This window comes from Bradyrhizobium sp. Pa8, assembly GCF_052588265.1.
In genome coordinates this window covers 3,014,974-3,041,453 of sequence record NZ_CP176767.1, presented here as the reverse complement: position 1 = coordinate 3,041,453, position 26,480 = coordinate 3,014,974, and the positions used below count along the sequence as shown (strand labels likewise).

The window sequence follows — 26,480 nt, the reverse complement described above, 5'->3', positions numbered from 1 at the left end:
CTATCAACCAATCCGGGGAACCATCGTTCCTGCAGTCTCATCTGCTGCCGAGCGAGCTTGACCGGTCGGGCAAAACACCGGCATGTTGGCATCATCGAAAACCCGCGCGGAGAAATCCGCCACGGGTCTTTTCATGACGGAGCGGAGGTCGCCATGAAAGACGACCTCCACTCCCCAGCCTATTCGGCGGCTTGCGACGCGCGCTCGGTCCATTCATCGGCAGGAGCCGATCGTTCGCCCGGCGGCAGCCCCCGCCCCTTCACCAAGCCGAAAATTGCGGGGATCACGACCAGCGTCAGCAGTGTCGATGACGTCATGCCGCCGATCATCGGCACCGCAATGCGCTGCATGATCTCCGATCCGGCCCCGGTGCTCCACATGATCGGCAGCAGACCGGCCATGATGGCAACCACCGTCATCATCTTGGGCCGCACGCGCTCGACCGCGCCCACCATGATGGCATCGTGGAGATCCCGGCGCGTCAGTGGCCTCCCCTCGGCGCTGCACCTGGCTTTCACCTCGGCCAGCGCATGATCGAGGTAGATCAGCATGACGACACCCGTCTCGGCGGCGACGCCCGCGAGCGCGATGAAGCCGACCGCGACGGCAACGGACAGGTTGAAGCCGAGCCACCACATCATCCAGATGCCGCCGACCAGCGCGAACGGCAGCGACAGCATCACGATCAGCGTCTCGGTCATCGCGCGGAAGTTCAGATACAGCAGCAGGAAGATGATCGTGAGCGTCACGGGCACGACGATCTTCAGCCGGGCGGCTGCGCGCTGCAGATATTCGTACTGGCCGCTCCACACGACGTAGGTGCCGGCGGGAAACCGGATGCTCTCCGTCACGGCGCGTTGTGCATCAGCGACGTAGCTCCCGATGTCGCGATCCCGGATGTCGACATAGATGTAGGTCGCAAGCTGGCCGTTCTCCGTCCGGATCGACGTCGGCCCGCGCGCGGGTTCGACCTTCGCCACCTCGCCGAGCGGCACGGCGCCGCCCGACGGCATCGGCACCAGGATGTCGCTGGCGATGGCCTTGGGGTTGTCTCTGAGGTCGCGCGGATAGCGCATGTTCACCGTGAACCGCTGCCGGCCCTCCACGGTCGTCGTGACCGTCTGACCGCCGAGCGCGGCCGCAATGGTGTCCTGGACGTCCTGGATCAGGATGCCGTAACGGGCGAGCGCCTCGCGGTCGGGAACGATCTCGAGATAATAGCCGCCGATGCCGCGCTCGGCGTAGGCCGACGACGTGCCGGGTACGGTCTTGATGACGCGTTCGATCTGCTTCGCGAGCCGGTCGATCTCGGCGAGGTCCGTGCCCATGACCTTGACGCCGACCGGCGTGCGGATTCCGGTGGAGAGCATGTCGATGCGCGCCTTGATCGGCATGGTCCAGGCGTTGGAGACACCCGGAAACTGCAACGCCTTGTCCATCTCGGCGATGAGACTGTCGACGGTAACGCCGGAACGCCACTGCTCCCTAGGCTTCAGGTTGACGATCGTCTCAAACATCTCGGTCGGGGCGGGATCGGTCGCGGTGGCGGCTCGTCCCGCCTTACCGTAGACCGAATCGACCTCCGGGAACGACTTGATGATGCGGTCCTGCATCTGCATCAGTTCGGCCGCCTTGGTGACCGAAATGCCGGGCAGCGTCGTTGGCATGTAGAGCAGCGTTCCCTCGTTCAGCGCCGGCATGAACTCGGTGCCGAGCTGGCGCGCCGGCCAGATCGTCACCGCAAGCACGACGAGCGAAGCCAGGATGACCAGCGTCTTGGCGCGCAGAACCCCCTTGATCACGGGACGGTAGACCCAGATCAGGGCGCGATTGATGACGTTCCTGCTCTCCGGGACGATCCTGCCGCGGACGAAGATCACCATCAGCGCCGGCACCAGGGTGACGGACAGCAACGCCGCGGCGGCCATGGAGAAGGTCTTCGTGAACGCCAATGGGCTGAACAATCGGCCCTCCTGCGATTCCAGCGTGAAGATCGGCATGAACGACACGGTGATGATCAACAGGCTGAAGAAGAGCGCGGGGCCGACCTCGGATGCCGCGTCGATCAGAACCTGCACGCGCGACTGGTCGGGCCTCGCCCGTTCGAGGTGCTTGTGTACGTTCTCGATCATGACGATGGCGGCGTCCACCATGGCGCCGATCGCAATCGCGATGCCGCCGAGGCTCATGATGTTCGATCCCAGCCCGAGCAGCTTCATGGCGCCAAACGCCATCAACACGCCGACCGGCAACATCAGGATCGCGACGAGTGCGCTGCGGACATGCAGAAGGAACACGATGCAGACGAGCCCGACGACGATGCTCTCCTCGAACAGGGTATGCTTGAGGGTATCGATGGCCGCGTAGATCAGGTTCGACCGGTCATAGACCGGCACGATCTCGACCGATTTCGGCAAGCTGCTCGCGATCTCCCTGAAGCGCTTCTTGACGTTTTCGATGACGTCGAGGGCGTTGACGCCGAACCGCTGCAGCACGATGCCGCTTGCGACCTCGCCCTCGCCGTTCAATTCGGCGATGCCGCGCCGCTCGTCGGGCCCGAGCTCGACGTTGGCGACGTCCCGCAGCAGCACCGGCGTGCCGTTGCTCGTCTTCAGCACGATGTTGCCGAGATCGTTGATGCTCTTGATGTAGCCCTTGCCGCGGATGACGTATTCGAACTCGGAGAGCTCGACGGTGCGGCCGCCGACGTCGGCGTTGCTGGCGCGGATCGCCTCACGTATTTTCTGCATGCTGATGCCGCGGTCGCGCATCCGCTGCGGGTCGAGGACCACGTTGTACTGCTTGACGAAGCCGCCGACGCTGGCGACCTCGGCGACGCCTTCGGCCTTGGCCAGCGCGAACTTCAGATTCCAGTCCTGGATCGTGCGCGTGTCCGCCAGGTTCAATTCCTTCGATATGACGGCGTATTGGTAGACCCAGCCGACGCCGGTCGCGTCGGGCCCGATGGTCGGGGTGACGCCGGCGGGAAGCCTGGACGCCGCGCCGTTCAGGAATTCCATGACGCGCGACCGCGCCCAATAGATGTCGGTGCCGTCCTCGAAGATCACGTAGACGAAGGAGACGCCGAAGAACGAGAAGCCGCGTACGACCTTCGATTTCGGCACGGTGAGCATCGCCGTCGTCAGCGGATAGGTGACCTGATCCTCGATCACCTGCGGCGCCTGGCCGGGATACTCGGTGTAGACGATGACCTGCGTATCCGAGAGATCCGGGATCGCATCCAGCGGAAGGTGAACCAGGGCATAGAGGCTGGCGGCGGCCGCGAAGCCGGTCCCGAACAGAACGAGCAGCAGATTGCGCGCCGACCAGGCGATGATGCGGGCGATCATTTGTGATCTCCCGTTGCATTGCCAGGGCCGGCGTCGGAGGCTTGGGACGCCGCCTCGCCAAACCCCTTCAGCGCCGCCTTCAGGTTGCTTTCAGCATCGATCAGGAAGTTGGCGGAGGTCACCACCGCCTCGCCGTCCGCGAGACCATGGCGCACCTCGACATAACCGCCGCCGCGACGGCCGAGCTTGACTTCCCGCGGCTCGAAGCGCCCTTCCCCCCTGTCGACGAGGACGGCCTGCCGACTGCCGGTGTCGAGCACCGCGCTGTCCTGTATCGCCAGGACGGGCGCGGCATCGGCCGTGTCGATGTCGGCATCGACGTACATGTCGGGCAGCAGCACCGCGTCCGGATTGGCAAGCTCGATCCTGATGCGAACGGTGCGCGTGTCGCGGTTCACCTGCGGATAGACGACGGCGATTGTCCCGCTGAAGGTCCGGCCGGGGAAACTGCGCGCGCGCACCGCGACTGACTGCCCCACCGCGATGTTGCCGAGATCGCGCTCGGCCACGTCGACCAGCGCCCAGACGACCGAGGTGTCCGCGATCCGGAACAGGACGTCGCCGGGATTGGCCCGCATCCCTTCGATCGCGTTGCGTTCGAGCACGACCCCGTCGCGCGGCGCAGACCAGCGTATGGCGACGGGCGCGGTGTGCGTCTTGTCCATCTCCGCGATGACGGACTCGGGAACGTCGAGATTGACCAGCCGCTGTCGCGAGCCGCGGCCGTACATCTCGACACCGCCGACCGTTCTGGAGGTGATCGTCGCGAGATATTCCGCCGCCGCGGAAGCCACCGCCGAACTGTAGATTTCCATCAGCGGCTGGCCGGCCTTCACGCGCGTGCCGGTCGTCACGTCGGCGACCTTCTGCACGAAGCTTTCGGCGCGCATCGCGATCACCGACACGCGGCGTTCATCGAGCTGGATCGTGCCAGGCGCCTTCACCGAGACCCTGATCGAGCGCCGCGTGACGGGCTCGGACTTCACGCCCGCGCGCTGGATCTTGCCGGGCGACAGCTTCACCGTGCCGTCGTCGGCGTCGTCGCCTTCGTAAACGGCGACATAGTCCATCCCCATCGGATCCTTCTTTGGGACGGGCGACGTATCGGGCAGCCCCATGGGATTGCGGTAGTAGAGGATTTTTCGCGGCGAAGCCGCCTTCGGCGGCGCCGGCGCGACGGCCGCGCCAGCTTCGTCGTAGACCGGCAGATAGTCCCGCCCGCGGTCGTCCTTCTTCGGACCGGCAGACCAGAGCGGCGCACCATCTGGATCGCGGTAGTAGAGCGGAGTTGGCTCCGCGGCGGCCGCAGCCGATGATATGTCGGCCTCAGCGAGCCAGCCCGCACCGTTCGAATGCCAGTAGTCGCCGGCCAGGACCAGGCCACCGCCCAGCGCAAGTGCCGTCAGGAGACGCAGCGTTTTCATGTCGTGTATCCGCGCGCCCGGGAGCGCGCGTCCGTGTGAAGGAAAAAGGGGAATGTCGGGCGCCGCCGGGCAGCGCCCGAACGCTCACTTGATCGCCGTGACGATCACCTTGCCGGTGACCGTCTCCGGTTCGCCCTGCAACTTCACAGACAGCGTCATCTGGTAGCGTCCAGCCATCGGCAGGTCCGTCTTGAAGGCGTACACACCCGGCTCCCTGGACGGCAGCGGCGCGACCGCCGATTCCATCTCGGCCATCCCGTCCGGAGCCATGTCGAGGCGGGTCTTGAAGATGACCGCATCCGGTATCGGCTTGCCGGTCTGCTTGTTCGTCAGGCGAACGGCGAGCGTGACGTCTTCGCCCTTCTTCATCTGCGGAGTGACGGGCTCGAAGGCGTAGTCGCCCGCGCCCGCCATCGCGGCGGAAGCGGCAAGCGAAAGGGTGGCGGCGAGAGCCGCGGTGCTGATTTTGGAAAGCATTGTCCTGTCCTCATGAATTGATCTTTCGCCGTGGCGCGTGAAGCGCGCACGTCAGTCGTCGTCGCGAGCAGCCATGCCGCTCGCGTCTCGGGCTTTGCGAGATCAGATTCGAGGAGGTCGGAAAGGAGGACTGCCGCCGCGGAAGGAAACGACCTGATCCGGCGGAATAGCCATCTTGCTGGCCACGACGGCGAGACGTTCGAACGCCACGGGCCTGACATCACCGAGCGCGATGATCCCGCCAACGCAGCAGAAGCCCATCCCGCACTTGTAACCGCCGCTATGGGAGCCCGTTCCCTTCATGTCGGGACAACAATCGTCCATCGACATGTCGGCGTCGCCGCTCACGTGCATGGCCGTCTGCATGCCATCCGACGACATTGCGAGGTTCGCCGCGGACGCGCCAACCGGCAGCATCGCCAGGGATATGGCGATGGCGACTGCCAGGATGGTACGGACGAACTGCATCAATATCGACTTACCTTGTCAGGCCGGAACACGGCCTCAGTAGCACATTCGGGCACCAAAGGCAGTCATTGATCGTGGTCAAGCGTTCGTTACCCGGGCTCGTCCGGAGGCCGGGCCGGACGTTTCGACGCGGTCCTTCGGACTATCGTGCAAAACAGCAACACAAGGCCACCATCGACCGACCGGCCCATCGAACAGCCCACGCGGATGTTGACGCGCTTATCCCCGGATGCCAGTTTCGTGATCGGTAGTGTCCGCAAGGACTCTTCAAGGGAATGCGGTGCGTCCACCTCGGTGGGCAATTCCGCGGCTGCCCCCGCAACTGTAGGCGGATAGCCGACGACCAAACGAACCACTGGAGCCCCGCTTGGGCCTCTGGGAAGGTGGTCGAAGGCGATGACCCGCGAGCCAGGAAACCTGCTGCCAGCCATGGTCACGCGCGAACGCATTGGGCGGGGTGCCCTGATGTCGGACAAGTAGCCGGTGCATCCGCCGCCTGGGGCGAAGGTGGATGACGAAGGCAACCGCGGTGACGGTTTGTTTGCGTCGCCGCAGAGCGTTGTCGTGCAAAATCTTCATTTCGGTGCTGGCGCGAGGCCAGCGTTGTCGCATGCTTTCCTGATTACTCTGCTCTCGTCGGTGTCGCTGTCGTCCGCGGCGCTCGCGCAAAGCGCGGCGCAGGACAACCGCTCCCGGGAGGTCGGCCCGGTGATCGTCACCCCGCCTGCTCCGAGACAGGCTCCCGCCATAAGCCCCGGCACCCAGAAGCCGCGCGCGGCCCGGCGCGCCGCGGGACGCAATCGTGGCGCCCCTGCTGTCGCCGTTCCTGCCACGCAAGCTCCGAGCGGCCCGGTGCAGACGCCGCTCAACACGGCCGCCGTCACCGATGTCGGCTCCCGGCTCGGCATCACGGCGCGGGAAATGCCGGCGACCGTCGAGGTCATCAGTCAGCGGACGATGCAGGATCTGGGCATCCGGACCACGACCGACGTCGCCAAGGCTGCAGTCGGCGTCATCGGCGGCGATGCGCCCGGTGCGCCCGCCATCTTCTCGATGCGTGGCTTTACCAGCGACCAGATCTCCACGCTCTACAACGGCATCCCGATCGGGCCGTCGACCATGACCGGCCGTCCCATGGACGTGGCTGGCCTCCAGCAGGTCGAGATCATCAAGGGACCGGACTCGCTGGTGGCGGGCCTCGGCGCGACCGGCGGCGCCATCAACTACGTGAACAAGGTGCCGCATACCGGGCCTGTTATCAACGACGCCTTCACGTCCTACGATTCCTTCAACGGCTATCGCGCCGGCTACGGCTCGGGCGGCAGCACGCTGATCAACGGGCTCGACTACCGCTTTGACATCAGCCATTTCAACAACAAGGGCTTTATCGACGACACCTATTCGAAGCTCAGCAACGTTTCGGGCCAGCTGAACTATCGCGTCAACGAGAACCTGAAGATCTGGGGCGCGGCCGAATACAGGCAGGACAACGACCGCTTCTACTGGGGAACGCCGCTGGTGCCCGCGAACGCGCCGGGCATCGTGCCGACGAACGGCATCGTGTCCGGTCGGTGGAGTAACTATTACCTCGGCGGCGGCACGCCGGTCCCGGTCACCATCGACGCGCGCACGCTGACGACGAACTACAACGTGCTCGACAATCACAGCGGCGCCAACGAGCTCTGGCTGCGCAGCGGCTTTCAATGGGACATCACCAACAACATCTCGCTGAAGAGCCAGGTCTATGGCTATGACGCCCACCGGCACTGGTTCAACAACGAGATCTCGTCGTTTGACCAGACAATAGGCAATTTCGCGGGCGCGCAGAGCATCTATCGCGAACGCCTGGCACTGGATCACGCCCAGCGACTCTACGGCAACATCACCGACCTCACCGTTAATTCCAACGTCGGCGGAATGGACAATCGCTTCGTCGCCACCGTGGCGGCGAGCAGCAACCAGTTCAACGTCTCGCAGGACACGCTGTTCTTCAACGACTACGTCGACCTCCTCAACCCGGATCGCGGCCTCTACGGCCCGCGCAGCGACGAGAAGATCTACACGCATCTCGACACTGCCTCGCTGTCGTTCGAGGACCGGCTCAAGCTGACCTCGACCTTCGCGCTGATCGGCGGCATCCGTTTTGAGAATATCGAGCTGTCGCGGACCCGCTTCGACGAGAACGGCCTCCTGAAAGCCAGCTATCCTTTCTCGAAGACGTTCAATCCGGTCACCGGACGCATCGGCTACGCCTGGGACATCGCGCCCGGCGTGATGCTTTACAGCCAGTACGCGACGGCAGCCGACCCGACGGTGGCGAACATCTTCATCCTCAGGCCCACGACGCCGCTGCTGCTCACGACGTCGCGAACCTACGAGACCGGCGTGAAAGTGCTGTCGGCCGACAAGCGCGCGGAGGCCACGTTCTCGGCCTTCGACATCGAGCGCAAGAACGTCTACGTCCCCGAAAGCGGCATCCTCTTCAACGTCGCCGGCAAGATCGCCTCCAAGGGCGTCGAGATCGCCGCCGCGGTCAATCCGGTCGCAGGCCTGAAGCTGTGGGGCAACGTCGCCTTCGTGCAGTCGCGCTTCATCGACTTCACCTATGTCGACGGCAATGGCGACTTCCAGTCCTATTCGGGCAAGACGCCGCCCAACGTTCCCAACTTCATCGCCAACGCCGGAGCCTCCTACCGCTTCGACACGAAGCTGCCGGTGGAGATCGGCGGCCTCGTCCGCCACGTCGGCGACCGCTTCAACTTCCAGGACAATCTGGTCACTATGGACGCCTACACGATCTTCGACGCATACGCGTTCGTCGATATCCCAAAGGCGTATTTCCCAACCGTCGACCAGACCCGGATCAGCTTCCGCGTCAAGAACCTGACCAACAAGCTCTACGCGGCCTGGGGCGATCCCGGTTACACCGACCAGATCATCCTGGGCGCGCCTCGCAGCTACGAGATCGCGGCTTCGTTCAAATGGTAGTCGCGGATCACCTTACCCGCGCAGTGGCAGGAGTTGTCACGCGACAGTAGGACGCAATCGCAAATCGATTGCGCCGTTGAAGCCGCAGGTCTCGAGAGCTATCGATCAACGAAACCTCGCTTCCATCGGGAGGAACGCATGAGCACCATCACCGGCGGTTGTCACTGTGGCGCGATCCGCTATCAGGTCGAGGGCGAAGCGATCGTGCATGCGCTGTGTCACTGCCGCGATTGCAGGCTTCACGCCGGCGCTCCCGTCGTCGGCTGGACGATGTACGCGGACGATGCCGTCAAGGTGACCAGGGGCGAGCCCAAGGTGTATCAGTCCTCGGAACATGCCCGGCGGCACTTTTGCGGCGACTGCGGAACCGGCCTGTTTTATGTCAATGCCGACATGTTGCCGGGGATCATCGACGTCCAGAGCGCGACCTACGACGATCCCGATGCCGTACCGGCGACGATGCACATTCAGGTCGCAGAGCGCCTTGGATGGATGGAGCGCGCGCACGAACTGCCGACATTCGACCGCTATCCTCCGCCACCGTAGCAGCGCGCGCGAAGCGTTCGCCGTCTGGATGGAACCGCACAAACACCATCTTGCAACGGCCGGACGATCTCACGTACATTGATCGGCGTGGGGACGAAGCAGACTCCCCGTGAGACCTCGGTCCAAGCTCTGCGCAGCACGCCATTCGTGGAGCTTGCGCATGGATACCGAACGTCACCCTCCTCTCCGCCATACCGTTGCCATCCTCTCCCGCGGCGACGCAGCCGCGCGTCGGGACACGACGGCGCAAAACAGCCGCTTCGTCCGCGTTTTCGAAGCACTCGCCGCGGTCGGCATCGAAGCCCGACCGGTGATCTACGACGAGATTTTCGTCGACGCCGTCCGCGATCAACTGCTCGCCGTCGATGGCGTGCTCGTCTGGGTCGATCCGATCCATCAGGGCAAGACGCGCGAGGCCCTCGACCCGCTGCTTCGCGACGTTGCCGCGCAAGGGCCATGGGTGAGCGCCCATCCCGACGTGATCCTGAAGATGGGCGTCAAGGACGTGCTCTACCGAACGCGTCATCTCGGCTGGGGAGCCGACACGCATCACTATGACACCGCCGCAAGCTTCCGCGCCGAATTTCCCGCGCGCCTTCAGGCGAACGGTCCGCGCGTGCTCAAGCAAAATCGCGGCAATGGCGGCCAGGGGGTGTGGAAGGTGGAGGCCCTGCCCAACGCGGACGCCATGGTTCGCGTGCTGCATGCCCAACGCGGCAGCCTGCCTGAGGACATGCCGTTCGATGCCTTCCTCGCCCGCTGCGAACCGTATTTCGGATGGGGTGGCTGCATCATCGACCAGGCGTTCCAACCCCGTCTGTCCGACGGCATGATCCGCTGCTACATGAGCGGCGCCAGGGTCGCGGGCTTCGGGCATCAATTGATCAAAGCCCTGATCCCGCCGCCGCCGGAAGGCCCCGACGCACCCGAGGCGCAGCCGGGCCCACGGATCATGCACGGGCCCGATGCTTCGCAATTCCAGGCGCTCCGAAGATCGATGGAGGACGAATGGACGCCGCAGATGATGGACACGCTCGGCATCGACGAACCGTCGCTGCCGGTGATCTGGGACGCGGACTTCCTGTACGGGCCCCGCGACGCCGCGGGCACCGACACATACGTCCTGTGCGAAATCAACGCGAGCTCCTGTTTTGCGATTCCAGACGACGCCCCGGCGGCAATCGCCCGAACGGTGAAGCGCCGCTTGCTCCGGACTCAAGCAGTGCGTTCGGGCGTATAGCGGGCGGCCCGAGCCGGCGCGATCAATGCGTCCCGCACCGGCAGCGCTCGTAATCGACGGGATCGTGGCTATTGACGATGCTCACGCGGTCGCCGTGGTTCAGCTTCAGCGCGCGCAGCCGCGCCTGGTTGGCGATCCGCATGCCACGGTCCATGTCGCCCTTGCGCTGGAAATAACCCAGCATCAACGGCACGCGCGGCGACGGGTCGAGCTGGGCGTGGTGGAAATAGCTGTCGCCGGCATGCAGCAGCCATCTGTCACCTGATCGCACCGCGATGCCGCAATGGCCGAGCGTGTGGCCGGCGAGCGGGATCATCAGGACGTCGGCTTCCTTGTCGCCGAGCGCGCGCACGCCCTTGAAGCCGAACCAGTCCTCGCCGGCCTCGCCATAGAATGTCCAGCCCGGCCCATGGCTCCACTGCCCCGTGACATAGCGCCCTTCGGGCGGCGCGGGTTTGCGTAGCACCGCCATGTCGTATTCGGCGCGGTGGACGTGGATCGCGGCATGGGGAAAGTCCGGCACGCCGCCGGCGTGGTCGCGGTCGAGATGCGTCAGCAGCACGTGGCGCACATCGCCGGGTGAGTAGCCGAGCGCCTTCACCTGCTCGATCGCCGTCTCCGCCGGGTCCAGCCTCGGCGCGGTCTGGCGCAGCCATCGATCACCCAGCCGATTGGGCGTTGCGATATCGCCAAGACCGATGCCGGTGTCGACCAGAGCGAGACCGTCATTGGTCTCGATCAGCAGGCAATGGCAGACCAGGCGGGCGCGCTGGAACAGGCTGCCGGTGCCGTTCACAAGGCGGCGGCCCATGGGGCACATCGTGCCGGTGTTGAGGTGGTGGATCTTCATGGGGCGTTCCTGCTGTTGTGAGCAGGGCGTTCTTGCCACCGGAATATCTATAGATAAAATATTGAATATTGATACTATCTCTAGGCATATCCTATGGACATCCGCGAGCTTCGCTACTTCGCCGCCGTCTACCGCGAGCGCAATCTGACAGCGGCGGCGCGCGCATGCTTCGTGTCGCAGCCGTCGATCTCGACCGCGATCACCCATCTGGAGGCCGAGCTCGGCACCACGCTGTTCATCCGGCACAAGAAGGGCGTCGCGCCGACCGCCTCGGCGGAACAGTTTCATGCGCTTGCCCGCCGCATCATAGACGAGGCGGACGCCGCACGCAGCCTGTTCAGGAAGCCGAATACGAAGACCACGGTCACGCTGGGACTGATGCGCACGCTCGACATACCCCGAACGATCGCGCTGCTGAAGCCGCTGACGGCGCGCACCGACATCGCGCTCCGCCTCGTCGGCAGCGACGAGCGCGCCGATGCGCGCATCATCTCGAAGAGCATGCTGCGCGCCGACGAGCATTTCGTCGCGCTGTGGAGCGAGCGCTATGTCGCCGCACTGCCGCCCTCGCATCCGCTGATGCTGAAGGAGAAGCTGCGGACCTCCGATCTCGCCGGTGTCCCCCTGATCGACCGCTGCCATTGCGAGCAAAGCGAATTCTTCGGCCGGACTTCACAACGACGGCAGACCGCGGCGATCGCGCAATCGGAGGATTGGGCGATGGCGCTGGTCGCGGCCGGCGTCGGCATTGCCATCGTCCCGGAAGGCGTGGCGCGCGGCAATCCCGACGTCGCGGTGCGCGAGATCGAGGTGAAGGTCAGACGCGACGTCGGGCTCGCCTACCGCGCCTCAGAGCCGCTGGCGGATGCGCTGAAGGAGTTTGTCGGGATGCTCCAGAAGCAGCGGCGAAAGCCGGATCGGATCGGCCCACGGCGTAACAAGGGCAGGAAGTCCTAACCCTTCGAGATGACCGCGCGACCATAAGGCGGCTGGCTCATGACCGGCGGATTGGCGGTCTGGGCTGCGAGTTCGCCGATCAGGCGGTCGGCATCGGCCGCCATACCGTCGGGCGCCTGGATCACCAGACGCTCCAGCGCCCAGCGATAGGACGAGACGCGCTGCTCGAGGCACTGCTGCACCCACTGCACGATCAGCGAGTTCTCCTGCATGCGCGCGACCGCATCGTCCCTCTCCCTTGGCGAGAGCTCGGAGACGCGCGCCATGCTGGCATCGCGCTTCCTGTCGAGATCGATGACGCGGATCGCGGAGGCGAAGAACGGCTCGAAGCGGGTGATGTCGTTGCGCACGTCCTCGATCAGCTGCGCATAGCGCGATGAATGCGAGCGATGCGGCTCGTCGATCAGCGTGCGCCCATACATGGTGCGGTCGAACACGACCTTCTGCTGCCAAGGCGACGGCAGCGCCTTGTAGTCGCCGAATACGCTCTTCCAGGCCGGCCGCGACAGCGGCGGCTCGATCATGGGATAAGCGAGATCGCGAAGCTGGCGCTCCGCGTCGGTGAGCTGGAATTGGGACGGCCTCAGGCCGACACTGCCGGTGGCCTCGGCGCCGAGCCAGCGATGCATGTCGTCGCTGCGCATGTCAGCGCGGGTACGGCCGAAATCGCCGCCGCTGCACGCGCCGAGGGTCGCACCAACGAGTGCGAGCAGGACGGCCGTTACGACGGTGCGGATCTGGCAGATGGCATCCGGCATTGCAAAAGCCGGATGCTAGCGGCGGCGACGACGGCGCCCCGGCGCTGTGCCCTGCTCCGGCCCGCGATCGCCGCTGGTTTCTTCCGTCTGGCGCTCGATGCGGATCACGGGGAGGATCACAATCGTTCCCGTTTCCGTACGCGGCGTGGCATCCCCCGACGAGCCTGCCCGGCGACCGGCCGGAAATTCGATAATGGTCCCCATATCAGCTCTCTATCAATTGCCGCGCGACCGAGCGCGCTGGTGCAACGTGCGTTCATTAAGATCAGTTCATGGTTAACGGGGTGTAAACGCGCCTTCCGGACCGTAACTTCACGGGCGGCCTCCCGCGTCCCGTTGCGGGACGACAACACCTGAAATTATGGGGCCGACTTCACGCCTCGTTTTCCTTAACGAGCCTTTAAAGGAACCTGCGTTAGGCTCGCGGACGAGTATCTTTTCCAGGTCGCGTATCTCTCCATGACCAAGTCGCTGTTTCCCGGATTCGACGGGCTGATGAGCCTCTCCCGTCGCGAAGGCGTCGATGTTCGCCCGACGCTGCTGCGCGTGCTGACGGACCTCTATGTCCAGGCGCCCACCCACAGCGACGACGAGCAGCGCCAGTTCATCGAGCTTGCGACGCGGCTGATCGACCAGGTCGACGATGCGACGCGCGCCGCCGTCAAGGCGAAGCTTGCGATCTATCCGCAGACGCCCGTCCCGGTCCTGCAGAAACTCGGGCTGGTTGCGACCCAGGAAGGCCGCAGGGTTCCGCTCGCGCGCGAAATTCGCAGCTCCCCGCAGGCGGCTTCACCTGCTCGCACGCCGACCGACGCCGAGTTGCGCATGGCCGCCAACATGGCGATGCAGCCGAAGGAAGCGGCCGAGATCCACGACATGTTCTTCCGCGCGGACGCGACCCAGCGCGCGCTGGTCCTGCACAATCTGGCGCAGACCCCGCTGAAGGCCGCGCCGCGGATTCCGACCGTGCGTGCCAAGCGCGCGATCCAGATCCTGGAGATGGCGGCAATCGCCAACGACGTCGAGAATTTCACCTACGAGCTCGGCGACAGCCTGATCCTGCCCTCGCGCGTCGCAGCGCAGATCGTCGATGATGCCGGCGGCGAAGCGCTCGCGGTCGCCGCGCGCGCGCTCGACATGCCGAGCCCGAACTTCCAGCGCATCCTCCTGTTCTTCAAGCCGGAGATCGGCACGTCGGTGGATGCGGTGTACCGGCTGTCGCGGCTCTACGACCGGCTCAGCGACCGCTCCGCGCTGGTGATGCTGGCAGCCTGGCGCGGCTCGACGCTCGCGGTCACGCGCGCAAAATACCAGTCGTCGCTGCATGACAACGAACGCCAGCGCGCGCGTGCGGGCGCCAACCAGACCCGGCCGGGCGTGCAGCCGGGCTCGGCGCCTGCGGTGCGGACGGGCACCGACGGATCGGACCGCTAGGTCTTCGCCAACTCGAGGAAGTGACGACCTGTGCGGTCCTCGGTCTCGACGATCCAGGCATCCGGATCGAAGCGGATTTCCTTGGTGAGGCGCTCCTCGATGGTGTGCTCCGGCAAGGGCTGCTGCGCGACCGGCACGAAGAAGCGATCGACCGGGCGGCCGTCGTCATAGACGGTCTGCGGTGCCGGCGCGTACAGCATCGCATTGCCGTCGAGCAGCGACACCTTCACGAATACCGCCCCCGCCTCCTCGGCACCGCGACGACGCACCGCCCCGAACACGCCCTCGGTCTGGCACCGACGCAGGTAGGCGGAAACCCAGATGTTTGATTTCAAACGCATGAAGAGCACGATAGGCCAGCGCTGCAATCAGCACCAGCCCGCGCACAGCAATGACGCTTATTCGACCGGATGGCCGATCGCCGCCGCGAGCTCGCGCAGCAGGCGGTCGGACACCTGACCCGTCACCTGCATCTTGTGCTCGCGCTCGAATTTCTGGATCGCGGACTGCGTCTCCGCGCCCATCGTGCCCGTGATCTTCAAATTGCCATAGCCGTATTCGGACAGCGCGCGCTGCACGCCGGCGATACGCCGCGCGGCCGGGCTCTGCTGCACGGGAATCGGCGCCGGCGGACGCGCGATGGCGACGGAAGGCGGCGCCGACGTCGTTTGCTTGACCAGATTGGTCATCGGATCGCTCGCGCGCGGCGTCGATGCCGTCGCCTCGACGGGCTTCTCCGGGGCCTTCTCGGCGGCACGCTCGGCAGGTTTGGGTTCGGCGCGGAACTCCGTCGCTCTCGGCTCCAGCGGCGAGGTATCGGCGCCGACCGGACGCGGGCGCGGCAACGGGTTCGACAGCGGCACGGACGACGGCGCGGGAAGATTGATCACGGTGCCGAACATCGGCGCCGGATGCCGGCCGGTCTGAAGGAACAGCGCGTTGGCAACGATCGCGCTGACTGCGGCGACGGCGACGAGACCGGCCAGCGTATCCTTGGGACTGTGCAGCAGGATGCGCATCGCAAGATTGCGCTCGGTCTCGACATCGATGACCGCGGCCTTGGCGCCACGGCGGCGCGGAGCGGCATCGTCCTTGGCAGACTTCTTAGGCACTTTTCTTCACCAGAGCGGGTTGATCGTGAGATTGGTCCTGGAGCTCCTGGCGCGGCACCGGCGTCAGCGTCGCGATCTTGCTCTCGGCCGCCATTCTATCGGACGTCTTGCTATCGGACGTCTTGACCTGCGGCGGCGTGTAGACGAGCGGCAGCCTGACGGTGACGGAGGTGCCCTCGCCGAGCCTGCTTTGTACAGTCAATTCGCCGAGATGCAACGCCACCAGACTCTTCACGATCGAAAGTCCGAGACCCGTGCCCTCGTGACGGCGCTGATAAGTCTTTCCGGCCTGGAAGAACGGCGCGCCGATGCGCTTGAGATCATCCGCCGCAATGCCGACGCCGGTGTCGCTGATGCGCAGCGCGAGCTGCGATCCGGACACCGCGGCCGATACGGTGACCTGACCGCCGCGCTCGGTGAACTTGATGGCGTTGGCGACGAGATTGAGCACGATCTGCTTGAAGGCGCGCGGATCGCCGGTCATGACGGGCAGGTCCTGCGGCGCATCGGTGATGAGGTCGATGCCGTTCTCCCGCGCCTTCAGCGCCAGCAGATTGCAGCAATGCATCAGAGAGGCGCGCGGCGCGAACGGTTCCGACGCAATCTCGAAATTGCCCGATTCCATCTTGGACATGTCGAGGATGCCGTTGACGACCGACAGCAGATGCTGGCCGGAATCGTTGATGAGCTGGGCATATTCCTTGCGCTGGGCCGCACCCAGCATCAGGGTCTGCTCCTGCGCGATCATCTCGGAGAAGCCGATGATGGCGTTGAGCGGCGTGCGCAGCTCGTGGCTCATGGTGGCGAGGAAGCGCGTCTTGGCGGCATCGGCCGCTTCCGCGGCGCTGCGCGCCTGATCGAGCGCCTGCTCAGCGAGCTTGCGATCTGTGACGTCGCGCATCACGCCGACGACCTCGGCCTCGCGCGTGGCGTCACCGTCAATATCCTGGCGGCCCATATCCTGGTCGAGCGGCCGGCAGCGCATCTCGACCCAGATGAAATCGACCTGGCCACGCTCCGATCCGGCCGGCTCCCGCCGCAGCCGGAACTCGACGCTGCGCACGTCGCCGCGCGCGGCATCGGAGAGCGCGGTGAGATAGGCCGGACGATCGGCGACATGGACGCGGTCGAACAGGCCGTGGCCGAGCAGCTGCGCGACAGGCATGCCGAGCATGGCTTCCACCGCCGGCGAGATGAACTGCACCGCGCCGTTGCGCCGATGCCGCGAGATGACGTCGCTCATGTTGCGCGCCAGCAGGCGATAGCGCTCTTCCTCGCGCAACAGCAGCGCAACGCTGGTGCGCGCGAGCGATTCCGCGCCGAAGGCGAGGCCCGCGGCATAGAGCGTCGCCGAGGCGACGCCGAACGCCATCAGCGCGCCGCGTTCTGCGGCGCTGGCGTCTCCAGCCGGCAGCCAGCCGAGTTGGCCGGCAAGGATCAGGACGCCGGCGCAGGACAGCGCAAGCAGGGAGGCGAAGGCCGCGACGCGGCGCGAGGCCGACAACGCGGCTTCCAGGGGAACCACGACCAGCCAGATCGCCGCGAATGATTCGATGCCGCCGGTGGTGCCGGCAACCGCCATGATCAGACCGGCGAGCGCCAGCGACGACAGCACATGGGCGCCTTCATAGCGGCCGGTGCGCGACAGGAACCATGACAGGAGAATGGGGGCGATCAGCCACGCGAAGGCGGCGACCTCGATCGCACCCGGCGCGCCGCGCGTGGCGAGATAGACCGGGAATGCGGCAAACGCTGCCAGGCTGCCGAGCAGCCGCGGCGCCATGAAGGCACGATGGCGCGCTCGCGTCAGCGCGTCGTAACGCGCGGAGGGATGCAGCAGTGCATCGAGACAATCGCGGATGATACTCAAAACTGTCACGGGTCTCGCGCTTCGGCCCACTCGTCGAGAAGACGCGCCGGAACGCCTCCTTATCGTTGAGCCACCGTGTCAGAGCGACCTTAAACGAGTGCTAAGGCAATGCGGCCCGCCGCCGGACACTGTGTCATCGCGGAGATTTTTAGGCGATTTGACCACGTCATCATCGGGGATGGTGAACACAGGGTTTCACCAGTCCCCGCATGGTTTCGAATTGGTGGACAAGCGGCGCCGGCGGAATCACGGGGCTCCGGCGTCAATCGAAAATTTACGACGTGGCGGTTCGGGAAGATTCTTGCGTAGTTTTTCCGCGAATTAAGCGGAAGGCAATCACTTGCGATTTATCGAGAGTTGCTAGGTCCGACGCCTCGCGGGCATCGCCGCGGCGGGATCTAACATACAGGTCGATTAGATGCGCTTTCTGCTCCGCATCACATTCTGGCTCGGGCTGGTGCTGGTGCTCCTGCCACGGGACAAGACGCCCGAATCGGAAAAGCTGCCGCAGATCGGTGCCGCCGATGCGGTGCAGGCTGCGACCGCGGCCGTCTCCGACGTGACCCAGTTCTGCAAGCGCCAGCCGGCGGCCTGCGAGGTCGGCGGCCAGGCCGCGACCATCATCGGCCAGCGCGCACAGGACGGCGCGAAGAAGATCTACCAGATCATCAACGACAAGAAAGAGCAGCTCGAGAAGACCGACAAGAAGGCGCCCGATCATACCGGCTCGATCGCGCTGGCCGGCGAAGGCGATGCCGCCTCGGGCGAGGCGCCGCGCGACACCCTGAGCCACGACGACCTCGCGCTGGAATGGCGCGGACCTGCGGCCGCGCCGGCGAATTAGCGCCCAACCCCTATCGATTTCGCGTCCTCACATCCTTATATTGGCCTGAACGGGAACATTGGGCCAGCATGACGACGATCGACGAAATCAGGGATAATTTCGAGCTTCTGGACGAGTGGGACGACCGCTACCGCTACGTCATCGAACTCGGCCGCACCCTGGAACCGATGCCCGAGTCCGAGCATTCGGCCGAGAACAAGGTGAATGGCTGCGTCAGCCAGGTCTGGCTCCAGAAGCTGGTCGATCGCGATGGCGGCGCGCCGATCCTGAAATATCGCGGCGACAGTGACGCCCACATCGTGCGCGGGCTGGTCGCGATCGTGCTCTCGCTTTACTCCGGCCGCACGCCGCAGCAGATCCTTGCGACCGACGCGATCGCGGTGTTCAACGAGTTCGGCTTTCGCGATCATCTGACGCCGCAGCGTTCCAACGGCCTGCGCTCGATGGTCGAGCGTATCAAGACCGACGCGAAAGAGGCGCTCGCGGAAGCCTCGTGAAGCGGTTACTTCCGCTTCCGCTGCTGCTGCCCCAGTCCCATCTGCTTGGCCAGTTGCGAGCGCGCCACCGCATAGTTCGGCGCGACCATGGGATAGTCGGCCGGCAGGCCCCATTTCTCGCGATATTGCTCCGGCGTCATGTTGTACTGGGTGCGCAGATGGCGCTTCAGCGACTTGAAGCGCTTGCCGTCTTCCAGACAGACCAGATAGTCCGGCGCGATTGACTTCTTCAGCGACACCGCCGGCTTGGCCGGCTCGAGCGGCGCGGTCTCGGCGCGGCCTGACGAGACGCGCACCAAGGCGCCATGCACCTGGCTGATCAGGTTCGGGATCTCGGCCGCCGGCGTCGGATTGTTGCCGACATAGGCGGACACGATGCTCGCCGTCAGCTCGATGAAATTCTTAGCCCCGTTATCCGACATGGGCCCGACCTCTCCCTGACCTTGTATCTCGCCGGATTGACGACGTCGAAGTATTCCGTGTCAACAATACATTCGGCCGAAATAAGACGACTGACGAATATGAGCTGATTACTGACGAAGTGAAAAGAACGATGGCGCTCTACTTGGACGCGGCGGTCTCACGACCGCTGGTCGAGATGGGCACGCAGTTCGTCGATCGAGGCAAAACGCATCATGCCTTCCGGCATCTGCGCTTCGATCGAGCCGTCGGAATAGAGCGAATAGGCCATGCCGTCGACGATACCCGATTTGAGCACGGTCACGGGCGCCTGCTCGACCGTCGGCGCCGGTTCGGGTGGAGGCGGCGGGCCGGGCTCGGCAAAGGTCGACGGCGAGCGCGGTGGCGGACGACGCCCGGCGGCCGGCGGTTCCGGTGGCCGCATACGGTCCGGCCTCGGCCAGGCATCGTCGAAGCTCGCCGGCTGACTCTCCGGGGCGGCGGGTTCAGTGGGCTCGTCATGAGGCTGCAGCGGCAAGCTCTCTGTCGCCTTCGCCTCCGCGCGCTCGCGCTCCTTGCGGGAGGACGATGCGAACAACAGGTTGCGGCGGCGCGGCGCTTCCGGAGCCGCAGGCGGTGTCGGGGCTTCCGGCTCCGGCGGCGGCTCGGCGCGCGGACGCTCGCGCGCGGCGGCCTCGCTCTGCCACGGCGGCGGACCCGCGGCCGGTGGCGGCAGTGGCTCGGTTTTCGTCGCCGGTGCCGGGAACGGCTCGGACACTGGCGCGCCAGGCACCGCGAGGCCCGGCAGCACAGGCCTGACCCGAACCTCGCCCGGCGCGGCCGATCCGGCCAGCCGGCGGGCGATGCCCTTCAGTTCCACGACCACGACGTGGAGGCCGGCCAGTAACATTCCGGAGCAGACGCCAATCGTGCCGGCGATTATGAGGGTGCTGCCGAGGCTGAACTCCCTGACGGTGAAGCCGAACAGGATCGTAAGGAGGCCCGCCAGGACGGCGAAAATCCCCACAATCAACAATGCCAAGCTCATCGAACTCACCCCTGGTCGCGCAGCCATGCGCGACACCCGTTACGCCACGATACCGTCATACGGTGTTCCACGCCAACGGCGAATTAGAGCCTGCGTTCCTAAAGGGAAGGATATCAGGGACTTATTCACATTCCCTTCAGCTACCGCCCGCTACTTCTAAGCTGCTCTCAAGTGTTTGGATTTGCTGCGCCGCATCAGGATTTTAGCCATAATGCCCAATTACTTGGTAATGGAACTGCGCTATAGGGATTCCGGGGAAGTGGCCCGCGGGCACCAGCAGGGCCAAGAGGGGATTCCGGGTCACCAATAGCCATGACATCCATCACGACTTCGGCGATCGACACGCCTCTGCGGCGCTCGCTTGAACGGACTTGCGACGATCTCGCCATGCTGGTGCTGGCTGCGGTCGCCGTGACTGCAGGCTTGACCTTCCGCGATTACGGGCTCGGCTGGGACGATTACACCCACGCTGAATATGCCGACCTGCTGCTGCGCATGTTCGGTTCCGGCTTCAGGGACACCGCGGCGCTCTCCTTCGCGAATCTCTACATGTACGGCGGCGGCTTCGACATGGTCGCGGCTCTCCTGCACAAGGTCATTCCGCTCGAACTGTTCGAGACGCGACGTCTGCTCGGCGCCATGGTCGGCGTGATCGGGCTTGCGGTGACGTGGCGGCTCGGCCGCCGCATCGGCGGGCCCCTCGCCGGTCTTGCCGCGCTCCTGCTGCTCGCGCTCTGCCCGATCTTCTACGGCCACATGTTCATGAACCCGAAGGATGCGCCCTTCGCGGTGGCCATGATCATCCTCATGCTGGGCCTCGTACGCCTTGCCGAGGAATATCCGCAGCCGTCGCCGCGCACGATCCTGATCGTCGGCCTGGGTGCCGGCCTCTCGCTCGGCTGTCGCGTCCTCGGCGGCCTCGCGCTGGTCTACGCCATGATCGGCTTCATGCCGTTGTTCCTGGAGGAACTGCGCACCGAAGGCGCCCGCGAAGCAGCCCGCCGCTTCGCCCATGTCATCTACGTGCTGCTGCCCGGCCTCGTGTTCGGCTATCTCGTGATGGGCCTGATCTGGCCGTGGTCGATCATGGAGCCCGGCAATCCCTTCGAGGCGCTGACCTATTTCTCGCGCTTCTTCGAGAAGCCCTGGAAGGAGATGTTCGACGGCGCGATTGTGTCCGTGCCCGACATGCCCTGGTCCTATCTGCCGACGCTGTTCGCGCTGCAGCTTCCCGAGGTGATGCTGGTACTGATGGGCGGCGCCGTGGTCAGCACCTTCGCCATGCTGCCGCGCCGCGAGGTTCCGGCCCGCCGCAAGACCATCCTCTTGATGCTGACGCTGGCGGCGACCCTGCCGCTCGCGATCGCGATGGTGAAGCGGCCGGCGCTGTACAACGGCATCCGCCACTTCGTCTTCGTGATCCCGCCGATGGCGGTGCTCGGCGGCGTCGCCTTTGCCTGGGCCATGGAGCGCCTGCGCACCAACCACCGCACCTGGCAGCCCGTCGTGCTCGCGACCTTCTGCTTCGGCCTCGCGCTCTCGCTGGCCGAGATGATCCGGCTGCATCCCTATCAGTACACGCACTTCAACCACATCGCCGGCACCGTGCGCGGCGCCGACGACCGCTTCATGCTGGACTATTGGGGCCTTGCGCTGAAGCAGGCATCGGACGAACTGCGCGAGCAGATCGTCGAGCGGCAGGAAGTGCCGCCGGGAAATCGCAAATGGAAGGTCGCGGTGTGCGGTCCGCAGCGCCCGGCCCAGGTGGCGCTCGGGCCCGACTTCACCATCGGCTGGGATTCCAACGCGGCCGATTTCGCAATGACGCTCGGCGAGTTCTACTGCAAGGGCCTCACCGCGCCCGTGATGGTCGAGATCAAGCGCGACGACGTGGTGTTCGCCCGCGTCTACGACATCCGCGGCCGTAGCATTTCCAGCCTGCTGTCGATCCCGGCGCCGTAATAATTTTCTTTCGGACCGTAGCCCGGATGGAGCGACTTGTCCGCCGTAGCTCGAAGAGCGAAGGCGGAAGCGAAGTCCGGGACCTTTCGTGAGGCCTCCCGCATTTCGCGGAGCCTGTCATCGGGCGGCGCTTCGCGCCGACCCGTCGGCTCCATGCAGGCTACGCGTGGCTGCTGCGATTTGACCGCCTTGCCGCCAGCCTCACCCGCGACTACGCTCCCTCCCCGCAAGAACGATGTTCGGAGAGATAAGCCATGTCCCCAGCGGAAGCGCGCCTGAAGGAAGTGCCGTCGAACATGACGGAGGCGGAGTGGCAGCAACGGATCAATCTCGCCGCCTGCTACCGTCTCGTCTCGCTGTACGGCTGGGACGATCTGGTCGACACCCACATTTCAGCGCGCGTGCCCGGCCCCGACCATCACTTCCTCATCAACCCCTACGGACTGATGTTCGACGAGATCACGGCATCGAGCCTCGTCAAGGTCGACCTGCACGGCAACCAGCTCTCCGAGAGCGAGTACAGCATCAATCCAGCCGGCTTCACCATCCATTCGGCGATCCACGAGGTGCGCGAGGACGCAATCTGCGTGCTGCATCTCCACACGCTCGACGGCACTGCGGTGTCGAGCAGCGCGGAAGGGCTGTTGCCCCTGAACCAGACCGCCCAGCTCGTCACCCACGACCTCGCCTATCACGACTATGAGGGCATCGCACTCGATCACGACGAGCGGCCGCGGCTGCAGAAGGACCTCGGCGACCACAACCACATGCTGCTGCGTAACCACGGCACGCTGACGGTCGGCCGGTCGGTCGCCTCCGCGTTCGAGCGCATGTACCACCTCGAGCGCGCCTGCTCGATGCAGGTGCGCACGCGCGCACTCGGCACGCCGGTCTATCCGGTCGAGGAGATTGCGATCGAGAAGAACACCGAGCTGCTCGCCAACCGCGACCGCGCCGAGCTGCGCGCCACCAACCTGGTCTGGCCGCCGCTGCTGCGCAAGCTCGACCGCGAGCTTCCGGGCTACCGGTCTTGAGATTCTGCAGATTTCGTGTAGGATAGTTCTCAACTACCTCTGCACGTTTTGGAATGAAACGCCGCCCAATTCCGGGCGGCGTTTTTATTTGGCAGCGGTCGTCAGAATACCACCGTCACCCTGAGGTGCTCGCCGCTTCGGCGAGCTTCGAAGGGCGACGGCCCGGCTGCATCCGGGCCGTACATCCTTCGAGGCTCCCGATGGGGCGCTGAGCGCCCCATCACTCGCACCTCAGGATGACGGGAGGCACAGTTCGGTCGCTGCAAGCTTCGGAACTCGTGGGGTGGGCAAAGCGACTTGTCCGCCGTAGCTCGAAGAGCGAAGGCGGAAGCGTGCCCACCTCTTCTATCGCGATCGCGGACGAATGGTGGGCACGGCGCTTTGCGCCTTTGCCCACCCTACGGCACCGCGCTTATTTCACGTCCGCGAGCGCCGCGAGGATCCGCGCCCAGGAGCGGATGCCCTTCTGGAAACTGCGGAGGTCGTACTTCTCGTTCGGCGAATGGATGTTGTCGTCGTCCAGGCCGAAGCCGACCAGCAGCGAGTCGAGCCCAAGCGTCCGCTTGAAATCGGCGACGATCGGGATCGAGGCGCCCGAACCCATCAGCACGGTCTCCTTGCCCCACTCCTCGGTCAGCGCCTTGCTGGCGGCGGCGAGCGGTTTCATGTTCCAGTCGAGCGCCACCGCGGGCGCGGCGGAATGATCGCCGAACTCGACCTTGCAGTCGCCGGGAATGCGCGCCGTCACATAGTCGCGGAAGGCCTTGCGGATCTTCTGGGGATCCTGCCCCTCGACCAGACGGAACGAGACCTTGGCCGAGGCGTGCGACGGGATCACCGTCTTGGAGCCTTCGCCGATATAGCCGCCCCAGATGCCGTTGACGTCGCAGGTCGGACGCGAGGAGGCCTGCTCGATCAGCAGCCGGCCCTTCTCGCCGGCGGGGATCGACAGGCCGATCGGCTTCAGGAACATCTCCGGCGTGAGATTGAGCTTCTTCCACTGCTCCAGGATATCAGGCGGCAGATCCTTCACGCCGTCATAGAAGCCGGGGATGGTGATGCGGTTGTCGTCGTCGAACAGGCTGCCCAGGATTTTCGTCAGCACCCGGATCGGGTTCATCGCACTGCCGCCGAACACGCCGGAATGCAAATCGCGATTGGCGGCGGTGATCTTCAGCTCTTCATAGAGCAGACCGCGCAGCGACGTCGTGATCGCGGGCGTGTTGCGGTCCCACATGCCGGTGTCGCAGACCAGCACGTAGTCGGCTTTGAACTCGTCCTTGTTGGCCTCGATGAAGGGGACAAAGTTCTTGGAGCCGACCTCCTCCTCGCCTTCGATCAGGAAGGTGATGTCGATCGGCAGCGAGCCCGTCACTTTCTTCCAGGCGCGGCAGGCTTCGACGAAGGTCATGACCTGGCCCTTGTCGTCCTCGGCGCCGCGCGCGACGATGATCTTGCGGCCGTCGGCGTGGTCGGTCACGGCAGGCTCGAACGGCGGACGGTGCCAGAGATTTTCCGGATCGACCGGCTGCACGTCGTAGTGACCATAGAAGATCACATGCGGCCGTCCGCCCGCCCCGGTCTTGCCGACGATTGCGGGATGGCCGGCGGTCGGGCGCACTTCAGTGGCGACACCGAGGCTCGCGATGTCCTTGGCGAGATGCTCGGCCGCGGCCTTGCAGTCGGCGGCAAAGGCGGGATCCGCAGAGATCGACTTGATCCGCAATAGCGAGAACAGACGCTCCAGGCTGTTGTCGAAATCCTTGTCGATGTGATCGAGCACCGATTGAAGCTGCGCATTGGCCATGGTCGTATTCCTGACTTTTGAGTCTCAAGAGGTACCGGATTTTAGCGCTGCCGCCGCTTCGGAGCCAGCCGCAACCGGCGGATGGCGGATGTGCCATGCGAGCGCACCGGCAAGAATGGCGGTCGCGACAAGGTTATTGCCCCAGGCCTGGATGACATTGGGAAACCACGGCAGCGACAGCAGCATGAGGATGCCGGCGGCGCCCAGCGCGAGCCAGGTCCCCAGCCGCACGTTCGGTCGCGCGTCGAAGGCGGCACGATGCATCAGCACCGTCATCGGGAAGAACAGCCACATGAAGTAGTATTGCCGCGCCAGCGGCGATGCCACCGTCATCAGGCAGAACAGGATGCCGAGCTCCTCGGCATCCGAGCGCGCCGTTCGCCGCGCTTGCGGCGGCATCACCGCGAGGAAGCCGAGCCCAAGCAACGCCGACAACGCCAGCACGATCAAGTTCGCCGTCTTGTAGTCGACGTCGATGACATTCATCGTGCGCGGCGGCTTGTTCGGATCCTCCTGATTGTAGTTGATCGGCCGGACCAGACGGTGCGTGACGGCAATGAGGGACTGGTTGACCCACGACCAGTTCTGCTCGTCGCGCTGGCCAAAGCCCTTTTCCGAGCTCGTGCCGACCATGCCCTGGTACCAGGTCTTGAGCTCGGCCGCGTTGCGCTCGAAGCCGCGGATCGGTGCCGGCACGACATAGAGAAGGATGCCGGTGAAGGCGACCGTCGCGACGACGGCCGCCCACTTCCTGCGCCAAATCAGATAGGGCAGCACCGCGATCGGAAACACCTTGATGGCGGTGGCTAGCGCGAACAGGAAGCCCGCGAGCCAGGACCGCTGACGCTGCAACAACCAGAAGCCCCACAGCATCAACGCCAGCAGGGCGAGGTTCGGCTGGCCGAGGTCAAACTGATCGAACACGAAGGTCACGGTGACGATGGCCGGCAACGCTTCGAGCCACGGGCCGGGCCTGCGGCCCGATCCCGTCATGGCATTGGAGAATATGCCCGTGTACCACCATGCCGCCACGTTCAGGATCGACAGCACGGCGTAGAGCGCGATCTTGCCGAACCAGCTCGGGATCGCGAGCAAGATCGCGGGCAGCGGCGGATAGATGAACTCGAAATACTCGCCGATCTTGTCGGGATAAAGCGACCCGCCGTGGAGTACCTGCTGTCCGGCCCAGTACCACAGCCCATAATCCTTGGTCTTGCCGTGGCCGAAGATCTCGGGAACGAGCACGTCGGCGGTCAGGAGGACGCAGCAGAGCAGGAAGAGCAGATCGAGCGGCGCGCGCAGCGACAAGGCTCTGTGCGGGCCGAGTTTGTCTAATAGATTCGATGATGTCACATTATGTCCCGTCGGAAACAAATAGCACGTAGCAGACCGACGGACGCTTGGAGAGCCCCCTT

The 26,480-nt window shown here is 65.0% G+C and carries 23 protein-coding genes and 1 riboswitch; of the genes, 9 read left to right on the top strand and 14 right to left on the bottom strand.

Features of this window, described 5'->3' with window-relative positions; genetic code table 11:
* Window positions 1-179: 179 nt before the first annotated feature.
* The 4 genes from ACKWRH_RS13740 to ACKWRH_RS13725 form a co-directional block, all read right to left on the bottom strand.
* Window positions 180-3,350 carry an efflux RND transporter permease subunit gene (locus tag ACKWRH_RS13740; RefSeq protein WP_445220978.1) on the bottom strand — a complete coding sequence of 1,057 codons (3,171 nt, stop codon included), beginning with the start codon at window positions 3,348-3,350 and terminating at the stop codon, window positions 180-182.
* Window positions 3,347-4,774 (bottom strand): efflux RND transporter periplasmic adaptor subunit, encoded by a 1,428-nt coding sequence (locus tag ACKWRH_RS13735; protein ID WP_445220977.1) that lies wholly within the window; start codon window positions 4,772-4,774, stop codon window positions 3,347-3,349. Before ACKWRH_RS13735 ends, ACKWRH_RS13740 begins: the two co-directional genes overlap by 4 nt.
* Before the next feature lie 84 nt (window positions 4,775-4,858).
* Entirely contained in the window at window positions 4,859-5,251 is a 393-nt protein-coding gene (locus tag ACKWRH_RS13730) for a FixH family protein (protein ID WP_445220976.1), read from the bottom strand.
* Between the two features lie 102 nt (window positions 5,252-5,353).
* The gene (locus tag ACKWRH_RS13725) at window positions 5,354-5,719 is read right to left on the bottom strand and encodes a hypothetical protein (RefSeq protein ID WP_445222392.1); all 366 of its coding nucleotides are present in this window, start codon (window positions 5,717-5,719) and stop codon (window positions 5,354-5,356) included.
* A 231-nt stretch (window positions 5,720-5,950) separates the two neighbouring features.
* Window positions 5,951-6,158: riboswitch (cobalamin riboswitch) on the top strand.
* Window positions 6,159-6,322: 164 nt separating this feature from the next.
* On the opposite strand from ACKWRH_RS13725, the gene ACKWRH_RS13720 reads away from it, so the two are divergent.
* The 3 genes from ACKWRH_RS13720 (at window position 6,323) to ACKWRH_RS13710 (ending at window position 10,493) form a co-directional block, all read left to right on the top strand.
* Window positions 6,323-8,707, top strand: a complete 2,385-nt coding sequence (locus ACKWRH_RS13720) for a TonB-dependent receptor (protein ID WP_445220975.1) — start codon at window positions 6,323-6,325, stop codon at window positions 8,705-8,707.
* A gap of 138 nt (window positions 8,708-8,845) precedes the next feature.
* Window positions 8,846-9,253 carry a GFA family protein gene (locus tag ACKWRH_RS13715; RefSeq protein ID WP_445220974.1) on the top strand — a complete coding sequence of 136 codons (408 nt, stop codon included), beginning with the start codon at window positions 8,846-8,848 and terminating at the stop codon, window positions 9,251-9,253.
* 160 nt (window positions 9,254-9,413) lie between these two features.
* Window positions 9,414-10,493: a Cj0069 family protein gene (locus ACKWRH_RS13710; RefSeq protein WP_445220973.1), complete on the top strand. Its 1,080-nt coding sequence runs from the start codon at window positions 9,414-9,416 to the stop codon at window positions 10,491-10,493.
* Between the two features lie 22 nt (window positions 10,494-10,515).
* On the opposite strand, the gene ACKWRH_RS13705 is transcribed toward ACKWRH_RS13710, so the two are convergent.
* A complete protein-coding gene (locus ACKWRH_RS13705) occupies window positions 10,516-11,343 on the bottom strand; it encodes an MBL fold metallo-hydrolase (protein WP_445220972.1) in 828 nt (275 codons plus the stop codon).
* Window positions 11,344-11,436: 93 nt separating this feature from the next.
* On the opposite strand from ACKWRH_RS13705, the gene ACKWRH_RS13700 reads away from it, so the two are divergent.
* Window positions 11,437-12,300, top strand: a complete 864-nt coding sequence (locus ACKWRH_RS13700) for a LysR family transcriptional regulator (protein WP_445220971.1) — start codon at window positions 11,437-11,439, stop codon at window positions 12,298-12,300.
* On the opposite strand, the gene ACKWRH_RS13695 is transcribed toward ACKWRH_RS13700, so the two are convergent.
* Window positions 12,297-13,058, bottom strand: a complete 762-nt coding sequence (locus tag ACKWRH_RS13695; RefSeq protein WP_445220970.1) for a hypothetical protein — start codon at window positions 13,056-13,058, stop codon at window positions 12,297-12,299. The genes ACKWRH_RS13700 and ACKWRH_RS13695 overlap by 4 nt on opposite strands.
* 15 nt (window positions 13,059-13,073) lie before the next feature.
* Entirely contained in the window at window positions 13,074-13,262 is a 189-nt protein-coding gene (locus ACKWRH_RS13690) for a hypothetical protein (protein ID WP_445220969.1), read from the bottom strand.
* A gap of 255 nt (window positions 13,263-13,517) precedes the next feature.
* Between ACKWRH_RS13690 and ACKWRH_RS13685 the strand changes: the two genes are divergently transcribed.
* Window positions 13,518-14,492: a DUF2336 domain-containing protein gene (locus ACKWRH_RS13685; protein ID WP_445220968.1), complete on the top strand. Its 975-nt coding sequence runs from the start codon at window positions 13,518-13,520 to the stop codon at window positions 14,490-14,492.
* Here ACKWRH_RS13685 and ACKWRH_RS13680 read toward each other — a convergent pair.
* From ACKWRH_RS13680 to ACKWRH_RS13670, 3 genes are read right to left on the bottom strand one after another with little or no spacing between them, the layout of a single operon-like run.
* Window positions 14,489-14,833: a DUF1491 family protein gene (locus tag ACKWRH_RS13680; RefSeq protein ID WP_445220967.1), complete on the bottom strand. Its 345-nt coding sequence runs from the start codon at window positions 14,831-14,833 to the stop codon at window positions 14,489-14,491. The genes ACKWRH_RS13685 and ACKWRH_RS13680 overlap by 4 nt on opposite strands.
* 57 nt (window positions 14,834-14,890) lie before the next feature.
* Complete coding sequence (locus tag ACKWRH_RS13675) at window positions 14,891-15,604, bottom strand: peptidoglycan-binding protein (protein ID WP_445220966.1); 714 nt, start codon at window positions 15,602-15,604, stop codon at window positions 14,891-14,893.
* Window positions 15,597-17,483 (bottom strand): ATP-binding protein, encoded by a 1,887-nt coding sequence (locus ACKWRH_RS13670; protein WP_445220965.1) that lies wholly within the window; start codon window positions 17,481-17,483, stop codon window positions 15,597-15,599. The genes ACKWRH_RS13675 and ACKWRH_RS13670 overlap by 8 nt, the downstream gene beginning before the upstream one ends.
* 409 nt (window positions 17,484-17,892) lie before the next feature.
* On the opposite strand from ACKWRH_RS13670, the gene ACKWRH_RS13665 reads away from it, so the two are divergent.
* Window positions 17,893-18,318, top strand: coding sequence for a DUF5330 domain-containing protein (locus ACKWRH_RS13665; RefSeq protein WP_445220964.1), 426 nt, complete (start codon window positions 17,893-17,895; stop codon window positions 18,316-18,318).
* Window positions 18,319-18,386: 68 nt separating this feature from the next.
* A complete protein-coding gene (locus tag ACKWRH_RS13660; RefSeq protein WP_166098574.1) occupies window positions 18,387-18,815 on the top strand; it encodes a SufE family protein in 429 nt (142 codons plus the stop codon).
* Window positions 18,816-18,820: 5 nt separating this feature from the next.
* Here ACKWRH_RS13660 and ACKWRH_RS13655 read toward each other — a convergent pair whose 3' ends face one another.
* Window positions 18,821-19,237 (bottom strand): MucR family transcriptional regulator, encoded by a 417-nt coding sequence (locus ACKWRH_RS13655; RefSeq protein WP_014496753.1) that lies wholly within the window; start codon window positions 19,235-19,237, stop codon window positions 18,821-18,823.
* Between the two features lie 158 nt (window positions 19,238-19,395).
* Window positions 19,396-20,262: a DUF308 domain-containing protein gene (locus ACKWRH_RS13650; protein ID WP_445220963.1), complete on the bottom strand. Its 867-nt coding sequence runs from the start codon at window positions 20,260-20,262 to the stop codon at window positions 19,396-19,398.
* 312 nt (window positions 20,263-20,574) lie between these two features.
* Between ACKWRH_RS13650 and ACKWRH_RS13645 the strand changes: the two genes are divergently transcribed.
* The gene (locus ACKWRH_RS13645) at window positions 20,575-22,224 is read left to right on the top strand and encodes a glycosyltransferase family 39 protein (RefSeq protein ID WP_445220962.1); all 1,650 of its coding nucleotides are present in this window, start codon (window positions 20,575-20,577) and stop codon (window positions 22,222-22,224) included.
* Window positions 22,225-22,478: 254 nt separating this feature from the next.
* Window positions 22,479-23,258 (top strand): class II aldolase/adducin family protein, encoded by a 780-nt coding sequence (locus ACKWRH_RS13640; protein ID WP_445220961.1) that lies wholly within the window; start codon window positions 22,479-22,481, stop codon window positions 23,256-23,258.
* A 412-nt stretch (window positions 23,259-23,670) separates the two neighbouring features.
* On the opposite strand, the gene ACKWRH_RS13635 is transcribed toward ACKWRH_RS13640, so the two are convergent.
* Together ACKWRH_RS13635 and ACKWRH_RS13630 are read right to left on the bottom strand one after the other, a co-directional pair.
* The gene (locus ACKWRH_RS13635; protein WP_445220960.1) at window positions 23,671-25,065 is read right to left on the bottom strand and encodes a M20/M25/M40 family metallo-hydrolase; all 1,395 of its coding nucleotides are present in this window, start codon (window positions 25,063-25,065) and stop codon (window positions 23,671-23,673) included.
* Between the two features lie 24 nt (window positions 25,066-25,089).
* Window positions 25,090-26,373 carry a glycosyltransferase family 87 protein gene (locus ACKWRH_RS13630; protein ID WP_445220959.1) on the bottom strand — a complete coding sequence of 428 codons (1,284 nt, stop codon included), beginning with the start codon at window positions 26,371-26,373 and terminating at the stop codon, window positions 25,090-25,092.
* Window positions 26,374-26,480: the final 107 nt, after the last annotated feature.